The sequence below is a fragment of the Stutzerimonas sp. C6.4V genome (genome assembly GCF_058536345.1).
In genome coordinates, this window is record NZ_JBZUBM010000001.1 from 870326 (window position 1) to 893927 (window position 23602).

Genomic DNA, 23602 nt, shown 5'->3' on the forward strand with positions numbered 1-23602 from the left:
ATGGTCCGTCATAGACGACAAACGCCTGCGTGACATCCCGAAGCGTCTGGCCTCCAATAAGCAGCGCCGCAATGGGGCGGCACGCAGTACAGCGGAGCTTTACATGATCTGGGACAGGACCGACGCGTTCGTCATCGACTTCGAGGTACAGGCCGAGCACATCGATGAGCTCGGGCACGCCAACAATGCGGTTTACGTCACCTGGCTGGAAAGCAGCGCCTGGCGACATTCCCAGAGCCTGGGGTTGGGGCTCGACGACTACCGCCGTCTCGATCGCGCAATGGCTGTGTTGCGGCACGAGATCGACTACCTGGCCGCGGCGTACCTGGGAGACCGGCTGCAGCTGGGCACCTGGATCGTCGACTCCGATCAGCGATTGAAGATGAAACGAAACTTCCAGCTGGTCAGGCCGGCCGACGGGACGACCTTACTGCGTGCCCAGACCACGTTCGTCTGTATTGGCCTCTCGGACGGCAAGCCCAGGCGGATGCCCGCGGAATTCATCGGGGGGTACGGCAAGGCACTGGTTCAGCCTTACCCCCTCGAGCTTTGACAGCTGCATTTGGCTCAACGCTGTTCCGGCTTGCTGACGTCAGCCTCACGGCGTTCCTCGGCATCCTCGCGCCAGTCGTTCTGTACTTCGTTCTCCATCTTCTGGTCGAGCGACTTGTCGCTCTGGTTGATGTTTGCCGTGTTGGCGCGCTGATGGTTCTCGCTCATGGCGCTGCCCTGGGTCGAGCTTGTGGTGCCATGGTTGTCGTCCTGCATGGACTCCTGATTGGCTATCGCGCCGGTGGCGAAAAAGCTGGTCAATAGAGCAGTTGCAATAAGAGTTTTCATTGTTGATCCTCCGGCTGGTTCGAGGGTTCGCTTCTCTACCTCTCTAGTTGCGACCCGGTGGCCGGGGGATTGTTCTGGGTTCCGTTGATGAGCAATCCTCGCTTTGTCACGAGCGCCTCTGCGCCGGCGTCTGCGTCTGGTTGCCTCTGGTCGGGTCACGTTCAGGCATGAAGGCGTAGCGGCCCGGTTAGCTGACTGGCGCCTGGTTTTCCCGGTGCAGGCCTCGTCTGTCCATCCATCCTCACCATATCCACGGTGCGCCGCGGATCGTCCATAATGTGGCGCGTCCCGCTCCGGTCTTCAGTGTCTGTTGCCAGGGGTGGAGGTTCTTCTGCCAAGAGTTTCCGACCGTTAATTCGCCACGAAAAATCATCCATGTCGATTGCGACTGCTTTTACGCCGCAATCGAGATGCGCGACGATCCAAGCCTTGCCAACCGGCCGATTGCGGTAGGCGGGCTGGCTGATCGGCGCGGTGTCATCGCGACCTGCAACTATGAAGCCCGCGCCTATGGGGTGCGTTCGGCGATGGCGTCCGGTCACGCCCTGAAGCTCTGCCCCGATCTGCTGATCCTTCGGCCGCGCATGGATGCCTATCGGGAAGCGTCGCGGGAGATCCATGGCATCTTTCGCACCTACACCGACCTGATCGAACCCTTGTCGCTGGATGAGGCGTATCTCGACGTGAGCGGCTGCGAGCACTTTTCCGGCAGTGCGACACGCATCGCCCAGGACATTCGTCGCCGGGTCTGGCAGCAGCTGCGCATTACCGTCTCGGCCGGTGTGGCGCCGAACAAGTTCCTCGCGAAAATCGCCAGCGATTGGCGCAAGCCCGACGGCCTTTTTGTGATCACGCCGGACCAGGTGGACGATTTCGTCCTGGCGCTACCTGTGACCAAGCTCCATGGCGTCGGTCGGGTGACTGCGGAAAAACTCAAACGCATGGGTATCCAGACCTGCGCTGACCTGCGGACCTGGAAGCGCCTGGAGCTGGTCCGCGAGTTCGGCTCCTTTGGCGAGCGCTTGTGGGGCCTGGCGCATGGGGTCGATGAGCGCCAGGTCCAGATAGAGAGCCGCCGGCAATCGGTCAGCGTGGAAAACACCTATGACCAGGATTTGCCTGACCTTGCCGCCTGCCTGGAGCGGTTGCCCGAGCTGTTGGACGCACTCGCCGGAAGAATGGCGCGGCTTGACTCCGGTTACCGCCCCGGCAAGCCATTCGTGAAGCTCAAGTTTCATGACTTCACTCAAACCACCCTCGAGCAGGCAGGCGCTGGCCTGGAGCTCGACGATTATGCCGATCTGCTGGCCGGGGCCTTTGCACGAGGGAAGCGGCCGGTGCGGCTGATTGGCGTCGGGGTGCGCCTGATCGACCTGCGCAACGGGTTCGAGCAGCTGCAACTCTTCTGAGCGGCTACCGCCTGTCGCTCGATCGAGCGCCCAGGCGCGCTTTTCGCCGCATCTGGTATGCCAGTTGCTCTGGCTATCGCCGTGAGTAGATGCGTCATTTCTCCGCCGCCCGAAAATTCGGCTGGCCGCTGTCCGCGCCGCGGGGACAGGCGGCTTAACGGTACCCGGAAAGCCGCCGATAAGACGGGTTGCAGGATTTTGACGCGAAACCGGCGCAAATCGAGGCCAATGACAATATTTGGACTCGCGGTTGCATTTTGCTAGAGTCGCGGCTGACGGAAGATGGCGATCTGATATCAGTTTCGTGCGATGTCCAGTGGCTCGTGTTCAACGGTGCGAGTCACCGAGTAGTGGCAGGAGTGCCTTGTCCGATGGGGATGTTTTTCAAGCGTCGTGCAAATACCGCTGGCGGTCTGCTGGGCATCGAGTCCGGGCCGCTAGGGATCGCTGTTGCGCACGTTGAACGCGCCAAGGGCGAGGCTGTGCGGTTGCTGCGTTGCGACTATCTTGAAGGCGAGCCGGCAGCACAGGCCGAGCTGTTGAAGCAGGCGGTGGCAAGCCATCGCTTGGGCGGCATGCCTGTCAACTACCTGTTGCACCCTTCGGCCTATCAGATATTCCTCCTTGAGGCGCCAGAGGTGCCTGCCGAAGAGTTGCGTGATGCCATGCGCTGGCGGGTCAAGGATCTGCTGAGCGAGCCGCTCGACGAGCTGGTGACCGACTGTTTCAGCTTGCCCGACGATGCCTACCGGGGTCGCACCCACATGGTGTATTGCGTCGTTCTGAAAAAATCCCGCATGAAGGAGATCCGCGAGCTGGTTGCGCAGGCCGGGCTGAAACTGGCCAGCATCGACGTCACCGAGATGGCCTTTCGCAATCTGGGCATGCAGGCGGGCGCTGACGCCATCAACCTGGCCCTGCTGCGCCTGCGTACCAGCGAAGGATTGATCAGTGTGCAGAACGGCGCCGATCTGTACATGGCGCGCCGTATCGAACACGGCCTGGCACGGGCCGCGCAGGACCTGTCCAGCCTGACGCTGGAGATCCAGCGCTCGCTCGATTACTACGAAAGCCAGCTGGGCAAGGGCTATATCAGCCGCCTGCTGCTGTTGCCGATGAAGCAGGATGGCGAGCGCACCTACCAGGCCCTCAGCAGTGGTTTGGCGGTCAACCTGCAGCGGCTGGATCTTCGTGACCTGTTTGCCAGTCAGCCGGCAGCCGATCTTTCCGAGGCGAGCCAGGCCTTCTGCATTGGTGCCGTAGGCGCGGCTCTGCGGCAGGATCCGAGCTGATGCAGAACATCAACCTTTACCAGCCTGACCGCCGCCGTCATGGCGGGCCGCATACGCGCCAGATGCTGCTCGGTCTGGCGCTGCTCGGCGGCGTCCTGGCTATCCACTGTGTCTGGCAGGGCTGGCTGCTGCATTCGGCCAGTGTGGTGGCCAGGCTTGCCGAACAGCAGGCCGCGGCGGCCGAGGCGCAGCTCGAGCTGGTCAAGGCCGACTTCCATGAACCTGTCCTCGATCCGCAACTGCCTCGCCAACTGGCCGAGCGCGAGGCTGAGAACCGCGAGCTTCAGCGACTGGCTGATCATCTCAAGGCACTCGATGCGCAGCGCAGCAATGGTTTTTCGCTGTTGTTGCAGGGCCTGGCCGACCGTCATCCGCCCCGCGGGCTCTGGCTGACCCGGATCCGGCTGCAGGCCGGCGGCGATGATCTGTTGCTGCAGGGGCTTACGCAGGATCAGGAGCTTCTACCGCTTTATCTGCAGAGCCTGGGGCAGAGCAGCGCGTTCAGCGGACGCGACTTTGCCCGCTTCGACCTCCAGCGTAGCGACTTGGATCTGTTGCAGTTCCGTTTGTCTTCGAGGGCAGGTCCGGATGACTCCGATGAATAGGCTCATGCAGCAGTGGCGGGGCCTGGCGCCCCGCGAGCAGTGGCTGGGTTTCGGCGTGGGACTTGCCTTGCTGGGCATGCTCTACGTGCTGCTGGTGGCCGAGCCGCTGGGGCTGCGTATCGCTGCCGAGACCAGCCGTGAGCAACAGGCCAATGCTCGTCGACTCTCGGCGCAGAACAGCTTGCTGGAGATTCAGGCCCGGCTGGCTGCTGATCCCAATCTGAGCTACCGGCAGGCTCTGGCGAGCGCACAGGCGAGCCGGGAGCAGCTGCTCCAGCGCATCGACCTGGAAACCAGCGCATTGGTGTCCCCGGCAAAGATGAAAAGTCTCCTGCAGGACCTGCTGCGCAACCAGGCCAGGCTCAAGCTGGTCGCGCTGGAAAGTTCCAGTGGTCCGCTGGCCGTTCCGGCAGCGGCGACCGCTGGGACCGCAGAGCAGAAGGCACCGCCGGTGGTGTTCTACCGCCACGGTCTTCGTCTGACCCTGGAAGGCGGCTATTTCGATCTGCTGGCCTACCTCACTGCGATCCAGGCCAGCGGCTGGCGCCTGCACTGGGACAGCCTGAATTACGAGGTAGGCGAGGGCGGTGCCAATCGGGCGCGGGTGATCCTTGACCTGCATACCTTGAGTCGCGATGCGGGGTGGGTGGGTGTTTAAGCTGGCAGTCAACATGTTCGGCCTGGTTGCGGTTTTCGTTGCCACGCCTGTTTTCGCCCTGGACCCGACTCTGCCACCCGGTGGGCAGGTCCTCAGCGATACGCCATCCGCAGCGCAAACCGTGCTACGCCTGCAGGCCATTGTTCGTGGCCCTGACCGCGTCAGCGCCGTGATCAATGGCCAGACCCTGATGGTCGGTGACCGTCTGGGGGACGTCCGGATCCTGGCAATCCGCCCGCATGCCGTTGTCATCGATCGTCTGGGCCAGCAGCAAGAGTTGCGCCTGAGTACCCCCATCATCCAAACGAGCCGTACCCAGCCATGAAGCCGATCCTCAAGTCTCGCCTCGGCGTGTTGAGCCTCTCCTGCCTGCTGTCTGCCTGCCAGACCTTCGAAGACGGTGACAAGCGGCTGTACGAACAGAGCAACCGTCTGTTCGAGGAAAGCCTGCAGCAGAGCCAGCAGAAGGTCGTGCCGCCAGCGGCGGTGCAGGCCGGGCTGATTCCGCCATTGGCATCGGCTGATGGCGCGGCGGTCGCCGGCCCTCGTTTCGATGTCGCAGTCAGTGACATGCCTGCACGCGAATTCTTCCTGAGCCTGATGGACAGTGCCGGTGAAAACCTCCTGGTGCACCCCGGCGTGACGGGCAACGTGACCTTCAGTCTGCGCAACGTGACCCTTGAGGAAACCCTGGCGGCGGTGCGCGACAGCTACGGCTACGATTACCGCCGCACGGCCTACGGCTACCAGATCCAGCCGAACGAGGCGATTACCCGCACCTACGACCTTGACTACCTGAACGTCCAGCGCCAGGGCATGACCGACACGCGGGTGAGCTCGGGCCAGGTTACCAGCAGCGACAGTACGGGCGTCGGCGCGGCCGGCACCACCACCAGCAGCACTTCCTCGACAGTCAATGCCAGTCAGTTGCTGACCACCAGCAACGTGGATTTCTGGAGCGAAGTGCGCGCCGTGATCGAGATGATGATCGGCGGCGAAGAGGGCAATCAGGTCGTGGTGAATCCGCAGAGCGGGTTGCTGGTGGTGCGCGCATCCAGTGCGGATCAACAGGCAGTTGAGCGCTTTCTGGTCCAGGCGCAGCGCAACCTGCAGCGCCAAGTGATCCTCGAGACCAAGATTCTGGAAGTGAATCTGTCCGATGGCTTTCAATCCGGCATCAACTGGGCGCAGCTGGGCAGCATGGGCAACGCCGATTTCAGCCTTGGGGTGCAGGGTGACAACCTGAGCGGACCAAACAGTGTCGGGGGTGTCTTCAGCGCCGCCGTGCAGGTCGGCGATTTCAGCGGTGTGCTGCAGCTTCTGGAAACCCAGGGCGAGGTGCGGGTGCTGTCCAGTCCGCGGGTCTCGACGCTGAACAACCAGAAGGCGGTGATCAAGGTCGGTACCGACGAGTTCTTCGTGACCGATGTCTCGACCACCACGACATCCCTGGTGGGCGGCACTACGGCCCCGGATCTGGACATCACCCTGACGCCGTTCTTCTCTGGCATCTCCCTTGACGTCACGCCGCAGATCGACGAGAGCGGCCAGGTCACGCTGCACGTACGGCCCACGGTGAGCCGAGTGGAAGACCAGAACAAGAGCATCCAGCTGGGTGGTTCGGACAACGTATTCAACCTGCCGCTGGCACTCTCGACCACCCGCCAGTCCGACTCCATCGTGCGTGCCCGCAGCGGTCAGGTGGTGGTCATCGGCGGCTTGCTGGAGAACCGCAACACCAATACCGACGCCAATATCCCCTGGGCCTCGAAGCTGCCAGTGGTGGGCACCCTGTTCCAGCAGCAGCGCAAGGCCTTGCAGCAGACCGAGCTGGTCATTCTCATGCGGCCACAGGTGGTGGACGACCAGGTCTGGCTGGATGATTTGCGCCGGTCTGCCGAATCCTTCCGGTCGACCAGGTAACGGCCGGTATGTACGAAGCATTTTTCGGCCTGCGCGAAAAGCCGTTCGCGCTTACGCCGAACACCGGCTTTCTGGTCCAGCTGGCGCCCTACCAGGCCTGCCTCAATCTGCTGCGGGTAGCGCTGGGCGAGGGCGAAGGATTCATCAAGGTCACCGGCGAGGTCGGCACCGGGAAGACGCTGCTGTGCCGTGCGTTGCTCAATGAGCTGGACGCCGAGCACTATCAGGTGGCCTGGCTGCCCAATCCGACGCTGACGCCCATGGCCCTGCGTCAGGCGCTGGCGCACGAGCTGCATGTCCGCGACGCGGCGGAGCTGGACAATCACGGTCTCCTGACCGCCTTGCACGCGCGGCTGATCGATCTGGCCGGGCAGGGCAAGAGCACCGTCCTGCTGATCGACGAAGCACAGGCATTGCCGACCGCAACGCTGGAAGCCCTGCGTCTGCTGACCAATCTCGAGACCGAACACAGCAAGCTGCTGCAAGTGGTCTTGTTCGGCCAGCCGGAACTGGATGCGACCCTCGCCCGCGAGGACTTCCGCCAGCTGCGCCAACGCATCACCTTTTCCTATAGCCTGCGGCCGCTGGACGTCAGCGATGCCACACGCTACCTGAACGAGCGCCTCGCCGTGGCGGGCTACCGTGGCGAGCCGCTGTTCAAGGCTTCAGCGGTGCGCTTGCTGGTTCGCGGCAGCGGTGGCGTGCCACGCCTGCTGAACGTCCTGGCGAACAAGTGCCTGATGGCGGCCTTTGGTGAAGGTGCTCGCCAGGTCCTGGCCCGCCACGTTCGCCGTGCGCTGGACGACACCGAAGGCGCGCGTTCTTTCTGGCGAAACCCTTCGCGTCGTTTCGGCTGGACCATGGCCGGCGGTTGCCTCTCGCTGGCGCTGATTGCCGGGGCCTGGCCCTGGCTGGCGCAGCTTGCCGGGGTACTGCCATGAGCCTGGTCAACGACATGCTGCGTGACCTTGAAGCGCGCCGCGCCGCGCCGGACGAGCGGCTGCGCTTGGGCAACATGCATGCCGTGGACGAAGCCGGTGCGGCGCGCCGCGCGAGAAGCCAGCAGCTGCGCAAAAGGCTGCTGGCGGTGCTGGTTGTCGGACTGATGGCTGTTGCGCTGTTCGCGTTGGGTATTGAGCTGCGCCCGGTAGCCGAGCCTGCGCTGGTCCCGTCCGCTGCCGTGCAGCCGGTCGAGCCGACGGCAACGGTGGCGGACAGGGAGGTCACTACCCGGCTGCTCGATGTGCTTCCCCAGAACGATGGGCAACATTTTGTCCTACAGCTGCTGCTTGACCGCCCCGTCAGCTACCAGCGAACCGATGCGACCGGTTCAGTCAGCTTTGCCCTGAAGGATGTGCGCTTTGCTGGCGAAGGGCTGTCCGGTCGCATCGAACGAAACGGCCAGACTCTTTCCTGGCGGGTCGAAGGGGTGGGAGATGATGTCCACGTCCTCCTCATCGGTTTTGGCGAGCAATTGACCGTCGCCGACCGGCTCGAACTGGCAGGCGACCGCTCGCAACTGTGGCTGGAGGTAACGCGGAGCGATGCCGACGAGGAGGAATCTACGGCCGCGCTGCCGGTGGCCGAACCAGCCGAGCGGGAGCAATCGCAGTGGCCGGACTGGGTTACCCGCGACGCCCCTGCGGCAGAGCCGGTCCGTACACCGATGCCGGCCGAACCGGCGCCGGCACAGCTAAACCGTCAGAAAGCCGCGCCAGTCGCTGAGCCTGTCGCTGCGGCCGGACCAAAGGCCCTCAGTATCGGCGCGCATCAGCCCGACGCCCTTGCCAGCGCACGTCAGGCCCTGGCTCGCGGTGATCACTTGTCGGCTATCCAGCAGTTGCAGGCGCTGCATCAGGCCCAGCCGGACAACCCCGAGATCAGCCGCTGGCTGGCTCGCGCCTATCTTGCAGCCGGCGACACCGTGGCGTTGCTCGGCTGGCTACCATCGCAGCTGCAGGCGCATCCGTTCGATGCACAGATGCGCGAGCTGCTGGCTCGTGGACAGCTGCAGGCCGGCGATCAGCATGCAGCCATCGCCACGCTGCAACAGCACGTGCCCGAGCTGCGGAGCAATACCGCCTATCACGCCTTGCTTGCCGCGCTTCACCAGCAGGTGGGCGACTGGGCTGCCAGTGCCACCCGCTACCGCCAGCTGGTTGCCTTCCAGCCGGGCCAGGGCGCATGGCAGCTGGGGTTGGCCATCGCACTGGAACAACTCGATCAACCGGCCCAGGCCGGCCGGCATTACCTCCTGGCGCTGCAAGGGCAGGGCCTGGATCAAAGCGCGCGCCAGTTCGCCTCCGAACGCGCCGGTTCCCTGGGAGGAACGAGATGACGCAGGATATTCGCCAGCGCAAGATTCGCCTCGGTGACCTCCTGGTCCAGGCCGGGCTGATCAACGATGCACAGCTGCAGCACGCGCTGCAGGATCAGAAACGTACCGGTTCGAAGCTCGGCCGGACTGTTCTCGATCTTGGCTTTATCGACGAAGGTCGCCTGCTGCACGCCTTGTCCGAGCAGCTGCAGATTCCCTTTGTCGAGCTCAAGCACTACAAGTTCGACAACCAGCTGACCCAGAGCCTGCCCGAGGCGGTGGCGCGGCGTTTCCGCGTGCTCGTACTGTCGCGTCAGGGCGAGGGGCTGCTGGTCGGCATGACCGATCCACTCGACCTGTTCGCCCAGGACGAAATGGAGCGCCTGCTGGGCAAGCGAGTGTTTCCGGCTGTGGTTCGGGAAAGCGAGCTGCTCGCTGCCCTGGATCAGCTCTATCGCCGCACCAGTGAGATTGCCTCGCTGGCCGGGGAGCTGGAAGGCGAGCTGCAGGAGAGCGATTTCGACCTGTCGCGTCTGGGCGCCGAGAGTAACAGCGATGCGCCGGTGGTTCGGCTGCTGCAGACGCTGTTCGAGGATGCCGTGCAGATGAAGGCGTCGGACATTCATATCGAGCCCGACGAAGGTGTGGTGCGCATTCGCCAGCGTATCGACGGTGTGCTCAACGAACAGGTCATGAAGGAGCACCGGGTCGCTTCGGCGCTGGTCATGCGCCTGAAGATCATGTCCGGCCTGGACATCTCCGAGAAGCGCCTGCCTCAGGACGGCCGTTTCAATATCCGCGTGAAGAACCGCAACCTCGACGTGCGGGTTTCCACCATGCCGGTGCAGTTCGGCGAGTCGGTGGTGATGCGTCTGCTCGATCAGAGCGGCGCGATGTTCCAGCTCGACGGCACCGGCATGCCGGCGGCGATGCTAGAGCGCTTACGTCGCCTGTTGCAGCGCCCTCACGGGATGGTGCTGGTCACCGGGCCGACCGGCTCGGGCAAGACCACGACCCTCTATGCCGGTCTTTCCGAATTGAACAGTCCGGAGAAGAAGATCATCACCGTGGAAGATCCGGTGGAGTATCGGCTTCAGCGGGTCAATCAGGTGCAGGTCAATGCAAAGATCGAGCTGACCTTTGCCCGCGTGCTGCGCGCTGCCCTGCGTCAGGACCCGGATATCGTGCTGGTCGGCGAAATCCGCGATCAGGAAACCGCCGAGATCGCCCTGCGTGCCGCACTCACCGGCCACCTGGTGCTGTCCACGTTGCACACCAACGACGCCATGACGTCGGCCATGCGTTTGATCGACATGGGTGTGGAGCCCTTTCTGGTTGCCACAGCCCTCAACGCCGTACTGGCGCAGCGGCTGATTCGCCGCGTCTGTGAAAACTGCCAGGAAGAAGACCGACCCGATCCGCGCCAGCTGGCCTGGCTTGAAGCGCTGCATGGCGGATCGCTGGCTGACAAACGCTTCCGCAAAGGCAGCGGCTGCCACCAGTGCCACAACAGCGGTTATAGCGGACGGGTCGGGGTCTACGAGTTGCTCGAGCTCGACGAGCCGATGATTGCTGCATTGCGCCGTGGTGATCCACAGGGCTTTGCCGAGGCGGCGCGCCAGCAGCCTCATTACCGGCCGCTGGCCGAGTGCGCCATGGACTACGCCATCGCCGGCATTACCAGTGTCGATGAAGTCCTCAAAGTGTGCGCCACCCTGGCGGATGACGAGGTGACGGCGTGAACGCCCGGCCCGCGCCATGCCGTGCCGCTCCTATAGGCGCCAGTTTGCTGGCGAACCCGGGATGCTCGGCGGAGCACGGCTTTCGCGAGCAAGCTCGCTCCTACAGATGCTTGATCAGTTCGCGGGTCTTGGCTGGCACCATGCTGTCGGCACTCCGGGTTGCCGGAGGGTGTGCCTGATGCCCACCTTCCGCTACACCGGCCGCAACGCCCAGGGCGCCAAGGTCAGCGGGGATCTTGATGGCGCCAGCGCTGACCTGGTCGCTAGCGAACTGTTGTCGCGACAGATCACACCGCTGACCATCGAAGCAGGTCAGGCTCCGACAGGCAGCGGCGATGCGCTGGCGATGCTGCGCGACAAGCTGCGGCGCAAACGCGTCGACCTGGACGAGCTGATCATCTTCAGCCGCCAGATGTACAGCCTGAGCAAGGCGGGTGTACCGATTATCCGTGCCATCGGCGGTCTGGCCGAATCCAACCGAAACCTGTTCTTCCGGCAGATCCTGCAGGACGTGCGTGCCAGTCTGGAAAGCGGCCAGTCCATGGCCGTGGCGCTGAATACGCACCCCAGGGTGTTCAACAACCTCTTCGTCAGCATGGTCAGCGTCGGCGAAAACACCGGCCAGCTCGATCAGGCCTTCAGGCAGCTGGCGGCCTACCTCGAGCTGGAGCGCGAAACCCGCAAGCGCATCAAGCAGGCCACCCGCTACCCGATTTTCGTCATGGTCGCCATGGGCGTCGCGCTGGCGGTAATCAACCTGCTGGTCATTCCCGCGTTTGCCAAGGTGTTCGCCCAGTTCCACGCCCAGCTGCCCTGGGCCACCCGTGTGCTGATCGGCACTTCCAATTTCATGCGCGACTGGTGGTGGCTGCTTCTGCTCGGCATCGTCGGTGGGCTCTACGCCTTCTTCAAATGGATCGAGACCGATGCCGGACGACTCCAATGGGACCGCATCAAACTGCGCCTGCCCATTGTCGGCGGCATCTTCGAACGCATCGCCCTGGCGCGTTTTACCCGCACCTTCGCGATGATGTACCGCGCCGGTGTGCCGTTGCTGCAAACCCTCTCGATCAACAGCGCCAGCGTCGGCAACCGGCATATCGGCCAGGCGATTCTCGGCATTCGCGAGAGCGTCGAGCGGGGCGAAGCCTTGACGCGTTCGGCCTATAACTCCGGCCTGTTTACACCGCTCGTCCTGCAAATGATGGCCGTGGGTGAAGAAACGGGCGCGTTGGACGACCTCTTTATCGAAGTCGCCGACTTCTACGAACAGGAAGTCGACTACGACCTCAAGCAGCTGGCCGACGCCATCGAGCCAATCCTTATCGTCTGCATGGGTGTGATGGTGCTGGTACTGGCGTTGGGTGTGTTTTTGCCCATGTGGGACCTTGCGTCGGCTGCAAGGGGAGGGACCTGATCGACGAAACCTACAGGCGCTGCGACTGCCGCTCCATTTGGCCGGCTGTTTGCAATGCTGTGCTTTCAGCTAAGTAGTGCCAATTCCCTGGCGCGCGTGGCTCAGCGAGGGCCCGCCGCAGGGGAGCATTGACGCACCACTGGCCGCGACAAGGCAATAACAGGCTCACGAACTCGGACGGATTCATGAGCCTGAACTTAAACCCGTCCCGGCCCGAAACTGGCCATATGGATAGACGCAACCGAGGAGCGAGCAAGGCAATGAGAAAACAGAACGGATTCACCCTGATCGAGTTGGTGGTGGTCATCGCCATCCTCGGCATCCTGGCGGCGGTTGCGTTGCCGAGGTTTATGAATGCAACGAAGGACGCGCATCGCTCAGCGGTCGCAGGAACCACGGGTGCGCTATCTGCTGCCGTCTTGCTGGCTCGTGCCCAGTTCGAAATAAACCGTGGCGGCGGCACTTTGGGGTGTGAAACCGCCAATTGTCAGCAAAACGTTCGCGGCTTCGGCAATGGCGACATTGATGTCAACGCGAATGGCTGGGCGATCGGGACCGGACGGTCCGATGGCGCAGGCGCGACCGTCAACTTGACGGCCGCACATTGTGTGCAGGTATTCCAAGGCGTTTTGCAGGGTTCCGCTCCGGTGGTGTCCGAAACCACTGGGGGCAACGTTCAGTACGTTGCGGCCAGCGGCACAGGCACTGCTGCAAACGGCTGCCGTTTTACCTACCAGCCTGACGGTGGAAATGACGTCATTACCTACAACGCCGATCTTGGCGAAGTGACCTACACGTTCAATTGATCAATCGCTTAACAAACCAAGTAGCAAGGTGCAGATATGAAAAAGCAGCAAAGTGGTTTCACCCTGATCGAGCTGATCATGGTTATTGTGATTCTGGGGATACTGGCGGCGTTTGCGTTGCCGAGGTTTGCTGACTTTAGTACGGACGCTAGGTCTGCTGCGGTACAAGGAGCTGCAGGTGCGATCAAATCTGCCTCAGCAATAGCTCACTCAGCATTCGTTGCTGGGAAAGCGACTACCACCGGGACTGGGACCTCAGCAGTTACTTCAGTGAGCCTGGAAGGCGTCACGATCCCGATGTCTAACGGTTATCCAACTTCGGCAGGAATACTGCTGGCGGCACAAATATCTTCAAGCGATTTTGATATTGTCGGAACGGCAGGAGCACCCGCCACCGTCTCGGCAAAAAACGTTACGGATGTAACTAAGTGTCAGGTGAAATACACCGAGGCGACAGCAACTGCTGCGCCACTGATCGCGGTTGATGTATCCAAATGCAACTAGTGGCGCGGCCAATGCTGTTCCGGCTGTCACCCTGATGGGGCTGTATCTTTCATGATCCGCTCCTCTGGCTTCACCCTCGTCGAGTTGATCATGACGCTCGTCATCATCGGCATTCTCGCCGCTGTGGTGGGGCCGCGTTTCTTTTATCGGCAGGTATTCGACGAGCGCCTGTTCTTCGAGGAAACGGTCTCGGCCGTGCGTTACGCGCAAAAGCTGGCCTTGGCCAGCGGCTGCCTGACCGAGGTCAGTCTTGGGACTGGTGGCTACCATCTGCGCCGCGCCGCCAACTGCACTTCGGGCGCGTTCAGTGCTGAGGTGCAGGGGCCGGACGGCCAGACTCCCTTCGCCAACACCGAGGTGCCAGCAGGCGTTTCGGTGTCGGTGACCAATTTTCCGGTGGTGTTCGACTCGCTGGGGCGCCCCTCCAGCGCGTCGAGCGCCACCATCGGCGTGTTCACTTTCAGCGTGACCGCCGAAACCGGGCTGGTGCAATGAGGCAGCAGCGTGGCATGACCTTGGTCGAAATGGTGATTGCCATCGTGATCATCGGTATCGCAGCGGCCGCGCTGTTCACTGCGATGGCCTCGATAACGGCGCGCTCCGCCGATCCGCTCTTGCGCCAGCAGAGCCTGGCGATCGCCGAGGCCTATATTGAAGAGATCAAGCTGCAGACGTTTGCCATTCAAGCCAATGCGACCTGCGACATTGCCCGCGCCTGTTTCAACGACGTTCGCGACTACGCGGGGTTGTCCGAGGCGCCGCATGATGCGTTCGGTACTGCGATTGCTGACTTGGCAGCCTATAACGTCGCCGTTTCGGTGAACGGCCCGGACGCCTGGAGCGGCGTTCAGGCCCTGCGCATCGACGTCAGCGTAACCGATCCGTCCGGCGCCATTTTGCAGCTGAGCGGCTATCGCACCTGCTACGGCGAAACAGACGCCTCGGGGGCAAGCCTATGTCCCTGAAAAAGCGCGGCTTCACCCTGGTGGAGCTGGTTATGGTCATCGCGCTGGCCGGCCTGGTGGCGGTGATGATTTCAACAGTGTTGGGCCGGCCGATGGAAAGCTTCGCGGCGCAGAGTCGTCGCGCCGAGCTGGTCGATCTCGGGGCTGGCGCCCTTCAGCGAATGACGCGGGACGTCAGACTCGCGGTCCCTAACTCCCTACGCGTGTCCGCCGATGGGCAGGCCCTCGAATTGCTGCTGATTCACAGCGCTGGTCGCTACCGCCCGAACCGCAATGACAGCGATGGGCTGCGTTTCGGCGAAGCGGCAGCCGATTGCGGGAGCACGACGGCCGACCTTAGCTGTGACAACGTCCAGCTACTAGCCCCGTCAATGGACCTCGATGGCGCGCGCTGGATGGTGCTGTACAACATTGGCGCTGAATCCGGGGGCGCACCGCTTGCCGGCGCAAACGTCTGGAAGTTCGCCAATCCAGGCGTGATCACACCGAGCGGGACAGCATTCTCTTTACGGACCGGTGCGCCGGCGGGCGAGTCGCTCATTGCGCTTGGCAATTTGCCTTCCGGTGGGTTTCGCTTTGCCATGGCCTCACCCCAGCGTCGGCTCTACCTGGCGGAGCGCGTGGTGGGGTATCGCTGCCTGAATGGCGAACTGGTTCGCTACAGCTATGACCAGCTATTGGAGAGCCTGCCCTTGTTACCACCACCCGGTGCCAACCCTCTAAAACTTACCGGTGACGTTAGCCAGTGTCGCTTCAGCTACCGGGGCGGTACCGCACAGCGTGGGGGGCTATTGAGCCTGGAACTCGGTATCGCTCAGGACGCTGAGGTCCTTCGGCTCACCCAACAGGTTCACGTCGATAATGCGCCCTGATTTCCGATCACCCCGGCATTTGGCTGGGTTCGGCCTGGTTGCAGCCCTGTTCCTGATGATTGTTGTCACCCTGATCATCGTGACCATGGCGCACCTGTCTGCGACACAGCACGGGACCAGCAGCCTGGCGATTCAACAGGCGCGCGCATATCAGGCGGCCAGCGCGGGGCTGGAGTGGGGTATATCGCGTGCGATCGAGGGGGGAGTCTGCGACTCGAACGTCTCGCCTACGTTAGCCGGGAGCGGCCTCGATGAGTTTGCCGTACATGTCGAGTGTCGCCGGCATGGGTATCCCGAGGCGGACGGGGGGAGCATCACGCTATTTCGACTCGTCTCTACTGCACAGAACGGCCAGCCTGGCGCGAAAGCGGACTACGCCTATCGGCAGCTCAGTGCAGTGGTGGAAAGGAAGCCCTGATGAAAACTCTATTCCGTAACGTACTGGTTGCTTGTATTGGGATGGCCTGGTCTCTGCTTGCCTGGAGTGCCGAAGTAGGAATCTGCTCAGAGAACTTCCCTGATGGCCTGCAGAGCTACAACCTTGGCGGGATCTACTTCGGCTATAACGCACAACTGCAGAACAGCCCCGATGCGCGACTGCACGCCGGGACGATCACCCGAAACTGGTGGTCCTGGTTCGCGCCGACCTGTACGACCAGTCAGTGTGAGGCGATCGTCTCAAACGGGCCTTCGCAGTCCCCGGGGGCTTTCCAGAGCTATTCCAGCACGACGGATGTCAACGTAGGTTACCAAGGGAGCGGGACGCTCACTGGCAACGGTGTGAACCGGTATCGAACTGTCGACGTGGGCTCAGAAGGTCAACTGTCGATCAACAGCAATGGCCAGAACTTTTACATCGCTCAGTTACAGGTCGGCTATCGCGCCGTTCTGTCGCTTTCACCCGGCGATTACTGGATCGGTTCACTGGTGACGGGTTCGGATTCGCAGATACAGGTCGCTGGCAACGGGCGGGTTCGGTTGTTCGTACGAGATGCGCCGAGCCTGGGCTATCGCTCTCTCTACAACTCGCCGGGGAACGAAATCGCGGGTTCAGCAAGCAAGCTGTTCCTGTACGGCTACAGTGACGTCACGCTCAATACCGATACGACGTTCAGCGGTTATGTCTACAGCCAGCGCAATGTGGTTATCGGAGATTCTGTCAGGCTGTACGGTGCGGTAACGGCATCGAACGTGTCGCTGGCATCGAATGCTTCTGTTCGTTATGTGGTACCGGTGGGTAGCTGTGCCAAGCCGGCCGAGCTGCGTCTAAGCTGGTTGTTGGACGAAGCGAGCTGGACGGGCGCGGCTGGGGACGTGAAGGATGCCTCCGGCAACGGCTTGGTCGGTCGCGCTATCAACGGTGCCACGGCGGCATCAGCCACGCCTGCATTGCCGGCGGTGGACTCACAGGGGACCTGTGGTTACGGCAGCTTTGTTGCCAGCTCCAGCCAATACTTGCAGGCAGCACATGATGACCTGCTCTCCTTGCGTGACAGCTTTACAATTGGCGTTTGGGTCAAGCCGCGCAGCCTTCCGGCGAGCGGCGGATTGATGAGCATTTTGTCAAAGGACGAAAACTACGAGTTTCATCTCAATTCGAACGGTACGGTGAATTGGTGGTGGCAGACGACCGGGCCTAACGCAACAGTCCAGTTCAATAGCAACAAGGCGCTTGCAGTCGGGCAGTGGAGCCACGTGGTGGTTCGCTACACACCGGGAGATCAGCGCATTTACATCAATGGCGTCGAGTCTGGACGAGCCAGCTTCAGTGGAACTCCGGTTGCCAACACCGATCCGTTGCAACTGGGTTGGGATCAGCTGGCCGGCCGTCATTTCAATGGCGAACTGGATGAACTGCGCATCTATGACGGTGCGCTCAGTGCCAGTGAAATTGCTGCTCTGGTTAAAGAACGCCATGAATGTTCGCGTCGTCTACAGTGTTTTGGCGACAATTTCGACAGTGGACTGAGCACCGATTGGGCGGTTTCCAGTCGTGGTAGGACGGCCTTTACGCCGGCTGTTTATTCGGGTCGCCTGCGCCTGACCAGTAACGCAAATAACGTTTCCACCGCGTCGGCATTGCAGCGGCTGTTCCCGGCGCAGGGCAACTTCATCCAGGTCGAGTTCGATTATTTCGCCTACAACGGCAGCGGTGCCGATGGCATCGCGGTCATCCTGTCGGATGCCACGCAAACTCCACAACCGGGTGGGTTTGGCGGCTCGCTGGGATATGCCCAGCTCAACGACAGCAGCAACAAGGTCAATGGCTTCGCCGGTGGCTGGCTTGGAATTGCCATCGATGAATACGGCAACTTCTCCAACCCCACCGAGGGCCGTGTTGGTGGAAGCGGGCTTATTCGCGATTCGGTAAGCGTCCGGGGGTCGGGTAGCGGATTGACCGGCTACAAATATCTAAGGGGGACCGAGGGTATGCTCAGTCCTGAAGTTGACGCTGCCTCCAGCACCAGCGCTTCGCCGGGCCATCGTTATCGTTTGACCATTGACGCTCGAGTCCAGGGCCAGGTACTGGTCACGATGGAACGCAAAACAGGCTCAAGCTTCGAAGTACTGCCGAATCTGAATCGCTACAACGTAATGGCCAGTGGCAACGGCCAGGCGGCGTTGCCGGAGCGGTTCTATCTGTCCCTCACCGGCTCTACGGGCGGATCGACCAACATCCACGAAATCGACAACCTCAACGTGTGCGCTACCGACATTGAGTCCATCGACGAGCAGATACATCACTTCGATCTGCGCTATTCCTCGCCCTCGCTTACCTGCAACCCACAAGAAGTAACGGTGACCGCTTGCCTGAATGCCGATTGCTCCAAGGTTTACAGCGAGGCGGTTACAGCGATGCTCACTTCCGATGGAGCGGTATGGCAAGGCAGTAATCAATTGAGTTTCACCGGTGGAACTGCCAAGGCTATGGTGCAGGTTACTCGCCCAGGGGAGGCGACAATCGGCGTGGGCGGGTCGACACCCCCGGCTCTGTCCTTTGGCGAAACCACCTGTTCTACGGCGGGATGCAAGCTGGTGGGCGTGGAGAGCGGCTTCATCGTCGACGTACCCACACTGATCGCCAACCGCCCTCAGCCCGAGGTCTGGTTACGAGCCGTCAAGGCCGGTACCAAAGACCCGCAGAAGTGCGTGGCCGGGTTTGGAGGTGGAACCAAAACCATCGGATTCAATGCTACGTACGATTCGCCAAGCTCCGGTAGTCAGGCGGTCAGCCTCAACGGCACCACAATCAGGACGACCCCAGCGGGTTCGGCGTCGGAGTTTACCCCGGTCACTTTGAAATTCGATTCCGAGGCGAGGGCCGCGCTGACGGTCAGTTACCCCGACGCTGGGAGGATGAACCTCAATGTCCGGTATGCGCCAGCAGAAGGTAATGAGCAGGGGCTGGCCATGCAGGGGGCCGACCTGTTTGTCAGTAAACCCTACGGAATCCATATCGAGACGGACATCGACAACCGCCCGGTGGATCAGCGTTGCAAGGGAATGACGATAGAAGAATGTCCCGTATTCATCGCTGCAGGGGAGCCGTTTCCGGTGCGCTTCCGGGCCGTCGGCTGGGGCGGTTCCGATAGCGAGCCCCGTACTGCCCAAGCGTTAGCGGACAACGCAACCACTCCGAACTTCACACTAAGCGCCCTCAATGGTGCGTTTATGTTGAAGCACACACTCATGGCTCCAGAAGGAGGTGATAACGGCGTTCTCAGCGTGACGGCCTACGACCATGGGCATGGCGAGATGAGCACCGTTACCGCACAGAGGATTTCAGAAGTTGGCGTCTTTCAGCTGACCGCTAGTCCGAACCAAGGCGTCAGTTACTTCGGCGAGACTGTCGATGGGGGCGTCAGTAACCTCATCGGTCGATTCATTCCGGCCCGTCTGGGGGTAACCGCAACGGCCAGTCTGACCCCGAGTTGCAGTACATTCAGCTATCAGGGGCAGCCGATGGACTTTGCTCCTGGCCTCGAACCTCAGGTGACGGTGACCGCTTATAACAGCGCAGGTGCGGTTACGAACAACTATGATCGTCCGCCGTTCTGGCGGCTCGGCTCTCCGGCTCGTGAGGCTTATCGCTCGATCGTCGGTAAGGCTGCATTGGACGAGCGCTTGCACACGCGCGGCTCTGCTGAGGCGGTAATCGAAGGCATTAACGACGGCAACGGCTCCCGGCTGTACCGCTGGTCTGGCGAGCAGCTTGTCTATGCGCCTCAGGAAATACATTCGCTGGTTGACCTTCCCTTCGTTGCTGCAGTGGAGCAGACATTGACGGCTGCCGGCATTACAGACCAGGACGGAGTCTGCCATTCCTCGCCAGGCACAGGCTGCCAACCTTATACCTACGAACTTGAGCAGACTCCTGGCAGCGAAGTTCGCCTCGGTCGGCTGTCGCTCGGCAATGCGCACGGTTCGGAGACTGCAAGACCTGAACCTACCGATAACGATCGAAACCTGGCAGCCACTCGGTACGGCAGCAGGCTTCAGGCAGGAGGAAGATCGCTGCACAACCTCCGCATCGCTGGGAGCGCCCTCGTTACAAGCCTATACCGGCAATCTTTCCCAAGGTGAAGTCATTGCTTCCGTCAGGGCTCTGGACGGCGGCGAAGGCGCCCTAGTGCTGAGTGCGCCGGGAGAGGGTAACCAGGGAAGCGTAACCGTAACCATGCCGGCCATGCCCGAGTGGCTCAAGTACAACTGGACTGGCGGGGGACGGGTACCGGCTGCCGGTTTGGCAAGTTTCGGTATTTACCGGGGCTCGCCGCCCCTGATTTTCCGACGTGAGGTCTATCGCTGATTTGGCAAGGCCGCTCGACACCGAGCGGCCTGGGCTTCTTTTCGATAAAAGAGGGGAATCCCTGGCCTGCCTGTACCAGGGTCCCCAAAACTGGTTACCAGAGGCTTTGCATGACGCGTGCCAGTTAGGAAAATCTGATGGGCGCTCTGTCTGGACGGGCAGGCCAAAGTGGGCCTGACGTAGCGACGGAGGAAGCTGGAATCAAGGGCTATGCGGCTCGGAGCCACTGCAGGCCAGATGTGGCGCGAGAATTTGCTGACGGCGGGGCAGGAGCCCTGGTTGCAATAGTCGACATCGACGCCCGGTGCTACTGAGCCATACGCTTGCTGGCAGTGCGTTTATCGACTGGCGTGCCCAGCTTTGGCGCAGCCTAGTTCTGCTCTGGCCAAACTCGCAGCGGGGCACCTTTGGCAGGCCAGAACCGCAGCTGATCGATCTTGGAGACATCCCAGCGTTCGATCTGAGAGAGCAGTTCGAGGAAATGCTGTTCCTGCTTCATGATGTGCTCGGCGCACATCTTGCGCGTGCTGCCGATCTCACTGAAGCGCAGCTTCTGTCCGTCGAGCTGGTAGCTGGCGAACCAATGGTTGCAGCCGGCATTGCCGTAGGCGCGATCGTCGCTAAAGGTCAGCGATAGAGGGTTGCGGCCCACTACCGGTTCGTCGCCGATCCATTCGGCAATATAGGTGACATCGTTCTGCAGCGTTAACGGTTCTACCGCGCATCCCGTTACGGACAAGCAGACCAAGCCGGCCAACAGGGTTTTGTTCATGGCTTCGCCCTCTGACAGGCTGGGCAAAGGTGTCGGTTGGTGTCGTTCTTCCAGCCCAGTTCGGCGATTCGTGCTTCGGCGGCCGGGGCGCGGGCGGCTTCGCCCTTGCTGGCATCGACGGCGAACTCGAAATCCAGTCGCTTGCCACAACCGTCGCAGTCGACTTGCCAGTTGATGATCGCCAGTTCCTTGAACACCGGCCCGTTCGCCACGGCCATCCACTGGCCAGGCGGGTTTATCAGGTGACGAACCTTATCGACGGTCAAGCGCTGGGAAAGGTCTCGGCTGCCCTTGAGCGTGACGATAAGGACATCGCCTGAGCGAACATTGCCACCGTTGCCGGTGACCTGGTAACGGCCCGGTGCCAGGGCGCGGCATTCGGTCAGGGTGTGTCCGGGGTTGAGCAGGGTGTAGCGAAAATCGTGTTCGGCCATGACTCGCGATCGACTGGAAAGGTTGCAGTGGCGGCAATGCTAGCACGGCCACGCCAAGCCCTCGCGTAAGCATCACGATGGAAGCGCCTGCGGCGATTCCATCCTGCGATGCATCACGCCACGTAGCCTGGATTAGCCTAAGGCGTAATCCGGGTTTCAAACACGGCGTAACCCGGCGAACGAAGCTGTGCGCTATGGCCGTGGGTTGTCGAATGTTTCCTCGAGGAAGCGTTGCATGTCATTCCACGAGCGCTCGTCGGCGGCTTTGTTGTAGGCCACATCGACTCCCTTGTCCTGGAACTGGTCAGCGCCTGGGTTGGTGAAACCATGCTTGGCGCCAGGCAGGTTGACGAGCTGGTAGTCGGCGCCGGCCTTGACCATCTCGGCGCTGAGTGCCGCGACGTCATCGGCGCTGACCATGCTGTCGGCACTGCCATGCTCGACCAGCACCCGCGCCTTGACGCTACCTGGCGCAGCACGGGTCTCGGTGGCCAGTGCGCCGTGGAAGCTGACTACCCCGTCAAGGGGCACGCCTTGGCGGGCCATGTCCAGTACGACCTTGCCGCCGAAGCAGTAGCCGACTGCTGCAAGCTTGTCGCTATCGGTCTGTTGTTGCTTTTTGAGCAGATCCAGGCCGGCATTGAAGCGACCCTTGGCGGCATCGGCATCAGCCAGTGCCGCCTTCATGAAACTCATGGCGTCTTTGGGATGTTCGGTGTTCTTGCCCTGGCCATACATGTCGATCGCCAATGCGCTGTAGCCAAGCTCGGCCAGGTCACGAGCGCGGCGTTTGGCGTAGTCATTCAGGCCCCACCATTCATGGACTACGACAATGCCAGGTCGCTTCCCCTCGGTGGCATCGTCATAGGCGTAGTAACCGACCATCTCCGTGCCATCGGCAGCGGTATAGGGGATTTCCCGGGTCTGGACTTCGGCGTGGGCGAGGGCACTGGCGGCCATCAGCGTGCCGAGCAGGCAATAGCGCATGGGGGACTCCTTGTTATGGGCGCAACGATAGATAGCCGTTGTTCGACTCGTCTGCAAGCCGGTTGTTCAGGCGCAGCCCAGGAAGGAATCGCTGGATGGGGAGAGCGCAAGCCGGCGCGAAGCAAAAGCCTGCGCCGGCCCGGGTGGGTTACCAGCCAGGCACACCATGCATGTCCGGCAGGCGGTGGGCGATGCCCTTGTGGCAGTCGATACAGGTCGCTTCGCCGGTGCCCAGCGCCTTGGAGTGGAACTGAGCGGCGCGTTTGCTCTGGCGGGTAAAGTCCATGAACTCGTAGTTGTGGCAGTTGCGGCACTCGAGCGAATCATTGGCCTTCAGGCGACGCCACTCGCGCTCAGCCATTTCCCGGCGCATGCCGAGGAATTTTTCGCGAGTATTGATGGTCCCGAAAATCTTGCCCCAGACCTCCTTGGATGCCTGCATCTTGCGCGCGATCTTGTCAGTCCATTCATGGGGCACATGACAGTCGGGGCAGGTGGCGCGCACGCCGGAGCGATTGGTGTAGTGGATGGTGTCCTTGATTTCCATGTACACGTTGTCTTCCATCTCGTGGCAGGAAATACAGAAGGTTTCGGTGTTGGTCGCCTCCAGGGCGGTATTGAACCCGCCCCAGAAGATGATGCCGGCAATGAATCCGCCGAGCGTCAGCGCACCAAGGCTGTAATGCACGCTTGGCCGTCGCAGGACGGCCCAGTATCGCTTGAGAAACGACAGTATCGACTTCATCCAGGCGTCCTCACTCTTCGTTCTGCTGATGTTCGTGATACAGCAGTTCGTCGATGTTCTCGAAGTCGTTCTGCACCAGCGGTTTCACGTCGTGCTGCACTACGTGGCACTGGGTGCAGAAATAGCGACGTGGCGCAACCGTACCGAGCGTCTGGCTGTCACGATCGGTGAAGTGAGTGATGCTGATCATCGGCGCCTGGGTGCGTGCACTGTTGGCCCGGCTGTGACAGGCCAGGCATTTGTTGCCGTTCTTGTCGACCTGATAGCCACGGATGGTGTGGGGGATAGTCGGTGGCTGCTCGGGATAGTTGCGCTCTCGCCTGAGGTCCTTGTTTTCCTCGTCCTTCAGCGGCGGGGGGGTGAACTCCTGGGTAATGGTACCGCCCGGCCGACGTCCGTCCGGGGCAGGGGCATCCAGCGGGTAGTCCGGCCCGGCCGCCACGGCAAGGCCAACTACCGCGAGGAGCGTCAAAGGTAGTAAACGAAATTTCATGGCGACTCTCC

The 23602-nt window shown here is 61.7% G+C and carries 24 protein-coding genes and 1 pseudogene; 19 read left to right on the top strand and 6 right to left on the bottom strand.

Annotated features, from left to right (window positions below):
- The first annotated feature begins 103 nt into the window (after positions 1-103).
- Positions 104-553, top strand: a complete 450-nt coding sequence (locus tag AC4LFW_RS04170) for an acyl-CoA thioesterase (protein ID WP_491817960.1) — start codon at positions 104-106, stop codon at positions 551-553.
- A 14-nt stretch (positions 554-567) separates the two neighbouring features.
- Here the strand turns inward: AC4LFW_RS04170 and AC4LFW_RS04175 are convergent, their stop codons facing one another.
- Positions 568-840 (bottom strand): hypothetical protein, encoded by a 273-nt coding sequence (locus AC4LFW_RS04175; RefSeq protein ID WP_491817961.1) that lies wholly within the window; start codon positions 838-840, stop codon positions 568-570.
- Positions 841-1208: 368 nt separating this feature from the next.
- Here AC4LFW_RS04175 and dinB point away from each other — a divergent pair, with 368 nt between their 5' ends.
- The 18 genes and pseudogenes from dinB (at position 1209) to AC4LFW_RS04265 (ending at position 20160) form a co-directional block, all read left to right on the top strand.
- On the top strand, positions 1209-2249 hold the full coding sequence (dinB, locus tag AC4LFW_RS04180; protein ID WP_491820121.1) for a DNA polymerase IV: 1041 nt from the start codon (positions 1209-1211) through the stop codon (positions 2247-2249).
- 371 nt (positions 2250-2620) lie between these two features.
- Entirely contained in the window at positions 2621-3541 is a 921-nt protein-coding gene (locus tag AC4LFW_RS04185) for an MSHA biogenesis protein MshI (RefSeq protein ID WP_491817962.1), read from the top strand.
- Positions 3541-4146 carry a PilN domain-containing protein gene (locus AC4LFW_RS04190; RefSeq protein ID WP_491817963.1) on the top strand — a complete coding sequence of 202 codons (606 nt, stop codon included), beginning with the start codon at positions 3541-3543 and terminating at the stop codon, positions 4144-4146. The genes AC4LFW_RS04185 and AC4LFW_RS04190 overlap by 1 nt, the downstream gene beginning before the upstream one ends.
- Positions 4139-4804 (top strand): type II secretion system protein M, encoded by a 666-nt coding sequence (locus AC4LFW_RS04195; RefSeq protein WP_491817964.1) that lies wholly within the window; start codon positions 4139-4141, stop codon positions 4802-4804. The genes AC4LFW_RS04190 and AC4LFW_RS04195 overlap by 8 nt, the downstream gene beginning before the upstream one ends.
- Positions 4797-5129: a Type II secretory pathway component gene (locus AC4LFW_RS04200; protein WP_491817965.1), complete on the top strand. Its 333-nt coding sequence runs from the start codon at positions 4797-4799 to the stop codon at positions 5127-5129. Before AC4LFW_RS04195 ends, AC4LFW_RS04200 begins: the two co-directional genes overlap by 8 nt.
- The gene (gene mshL, locus AC4LFW_RS04205; RefSeq protein WP_491817966.1) at positions 5126-6727 is read left to right on the top strand and encodes a pilus (MSHA type) biogenesis protein MshL; all 1602 of its coding nucleotides are present in this window, start codon (positions 5126-5128) and stop codon (positions 6725-6727) included. The genes AC4LFW_RS04200 and mshL overlap by 4 nt, the downstream gene beginning before the upstream one ends.
- An 8-nt stretch (positions 6728-6735) precedes the next feature.
- Positions 6736-7668, top strand: coding sequence for an ExeA family protein (locus tag AC4LFW_RS04210; protein ID WP_491817967.1), 933 nt, complete (start codon positions 6736-6738; stop codon positions 7666-7668).
- Entirely contained in the window at positions 7665-9065 is a 1401-nt protein-coding gene (locus AC4LFW_RS04215) for a tetratricopeptide repeat protein (protein WP_491817968.1), read from the top strand. Before AC4LFW_RS04210 ends, AC4LFW_RS04215 begins: the two co-directional genes overlap by 4 nt.
- Positions 9062-10786, top strand: coding sequence for a GspE/PulE family protein (locus AC4LFW_RS04220; protein WP_491817969.1), 1725 nt, complete (start codon positions 9062-9064; stop codon positions 10784-10786). Before AC4LFW_RS04215 ends, AC4LFW_RS04220 begins: the two co-directional genes overlap by 4 nt.
- A 178-nt stretch (positions 10787-10964) precedes the next feature.
- Positions 10965-12203 carry a type II secretion system F family protein gene (locus tag AC4LFW_RS04225; RefSeq protein ID WP_491817970.1) on the top strand — a complete coding sequence of 413 codons (1239 nt, stop codon included), beginning with the start codon at positions 10965-10967 and terminating at the stop codon, positions 12201-12203.
- 185 nt (positions 12204-12388) lie between these two features.
- Positions 12389-13009, top strand: coding sequence for a prepilin-type N-terminal cleavage/methylation domain-containing protein (locus AC4LFW_RS04230; protein WP_491817971.1), 621 nt, complete (start codon positions 12389-12391; stop codon positions 13007-13009).
- A 36-nt stretch (positions 13010-13045) separates the two neighbouring features.
- Positions 13046-13513, top strand: a complete 468-nt coding sequence (locus AC4LFW_RS04235) for a type II secretion system protein (protein ID WP_491817972.1) — start codon at positions 13046-13048, stop codon at positions 13511-13513.
- A gap of 51 nt (positions 13514-13564) precedes the next feature.
- Positions 13565-14008 carry a pilus assembly FimT family protein gene (locus AC4LFW_RS04240; protein ID WP_491817973.1) on the top strand — a complete coding sequence of 148 codons (444 nt, stop codon included), beginning with the start codon at positions 13565-13567 and terminating at the stop codon, positions 14006-14008.
- Positions 14005-14478 carry a prepilin-type N-terminal cleavage/methylation domain-containing protein gene (locus tag AC4LFW_RS04245; RefSeq protein ID WP_491817974.1) on the top strand — a complete coding sequence of 158 codons (474 nt, stop codon included), beginning with the start codon at positions 14005-14007 and terminating at the stop codon, positions 14476-14478. The genes AC4LFW_RS04240 and AC4LFW_RS04245 overlap by 4 nt, the downstream gene beginning before the upstream one ends.
- Complete coding sequence (locus AC4LFW_RS04250; RefSeq protein ID WP_491817975.1) at positions 14469-15350, top strand: PulJ/GspJ family protein; 882 nt, start codon at positions 14469-14471, stop codon at positions 15348-15350. The genes AC4LFW_RS04245 and AC4LFW_RS04250 overlap by 10 nt, the downstream gene beginning before the upstream one ends.
- Positions 15340-15768 (top strand): hypothetical protein, encoded by a 429-nt coding sequence (locus AC4LFW_RS04255; RefSeq protein WP_491817976.1) that lies wholly within the window; start codon positions 15340-15342, stop codon positions 15766-15768. The genes AC4LFW_RS04250 and AC4LFW_RS04255 overlap by 11 nt, the downstream gene beginning before the upstream one ends.
- Before the next feature lie 41 nt (positions 15769-15809).
- A pseudogene (locus AC4LFW_RS04260) lies at positions 15810-19676 on the top strand (LamG-like jellyroll fold domain-containing protein); the annotation flags it as partial.
- A gap of 88 nt (positions 19677-19764) precedes the next feature.
- Positions 19765-20160, top strand: coding sequence for a hypothetical protein (locus AC4LFW_RS04265; protein ID WP_491817977.1), 396 nt, complete (start codon positions 19765-19767; stop codon positions 20158-20160).
- Positions 20161-20530: 370 nt separating this feature from the next.
- Here AC4LFW_RS04265 and AC4LFW_RS04270 read toward each other — a convergent pair whose 3' ends face one another.
- From AC4LFW_RS04270 to AC4LFW_RS04290, 5 genes are all read right to left on the bottom strand, one after another.
- Positions 20531-20932, bottom strand: coding sequence for an META domain-containing protein (locus AC4LFW_RS04270; RefSeq protein ID WP_491817978.1), 402 nt, complete (start codon positions 20930-20932; stop codon positions 20531-20533).
- Positions 20929-21366 (bottom strand): hypothetical protein, encoded by a 438-nt coding sequence (locus AC4LFW_RS04275; protein ID WP_491817979.1) that lies wholly within the window; start codon positions 21364-21366, stop codon positions 20929-20931. Before AC4LFW_RS04275 ends, AC4LFW_RS04270 begins: the two co-directional genes overlap by 4 nt.
- A gap of 192 nt (positions 21367-21558) precedes the next feature.
- Complete coding sequence (locus AC4LFW_RS04280) at positions 21559-22353, bottom strand: dienelactone hydrolase family protein (protein WP_491817980.1); 795 nt, start codon at positions 22351-22353, stop codon at positions 21559-21561.
- Between the two features lie 148 nt (positions 22354-22501).
- Positions 22502-23098, bottom strand: a complete 597-nt coding sequence (locus tag AC4LFW_RS04285) for a cytochrome c3 family protein (protein ID WP_491817981.1) — start codon at positions 23096-23098, stop codon at positions 22502-22504.
- 10 nt (positions 23099-23108) lie between these two features.
- Positions 23109-23591 (bottom strand): nitrate reductase cytochrome c-type subunit, encoded by a 483-nt coding sequence (locus AC4LFW_RS04290; protein ID WP_491817982.1) that lies wholly within the window; start codon positions 23589-23591, stop codon positions 23109-23111.
- Between the last annotated feature and the right edge of the window lie 11 nt (positions 23592-23602).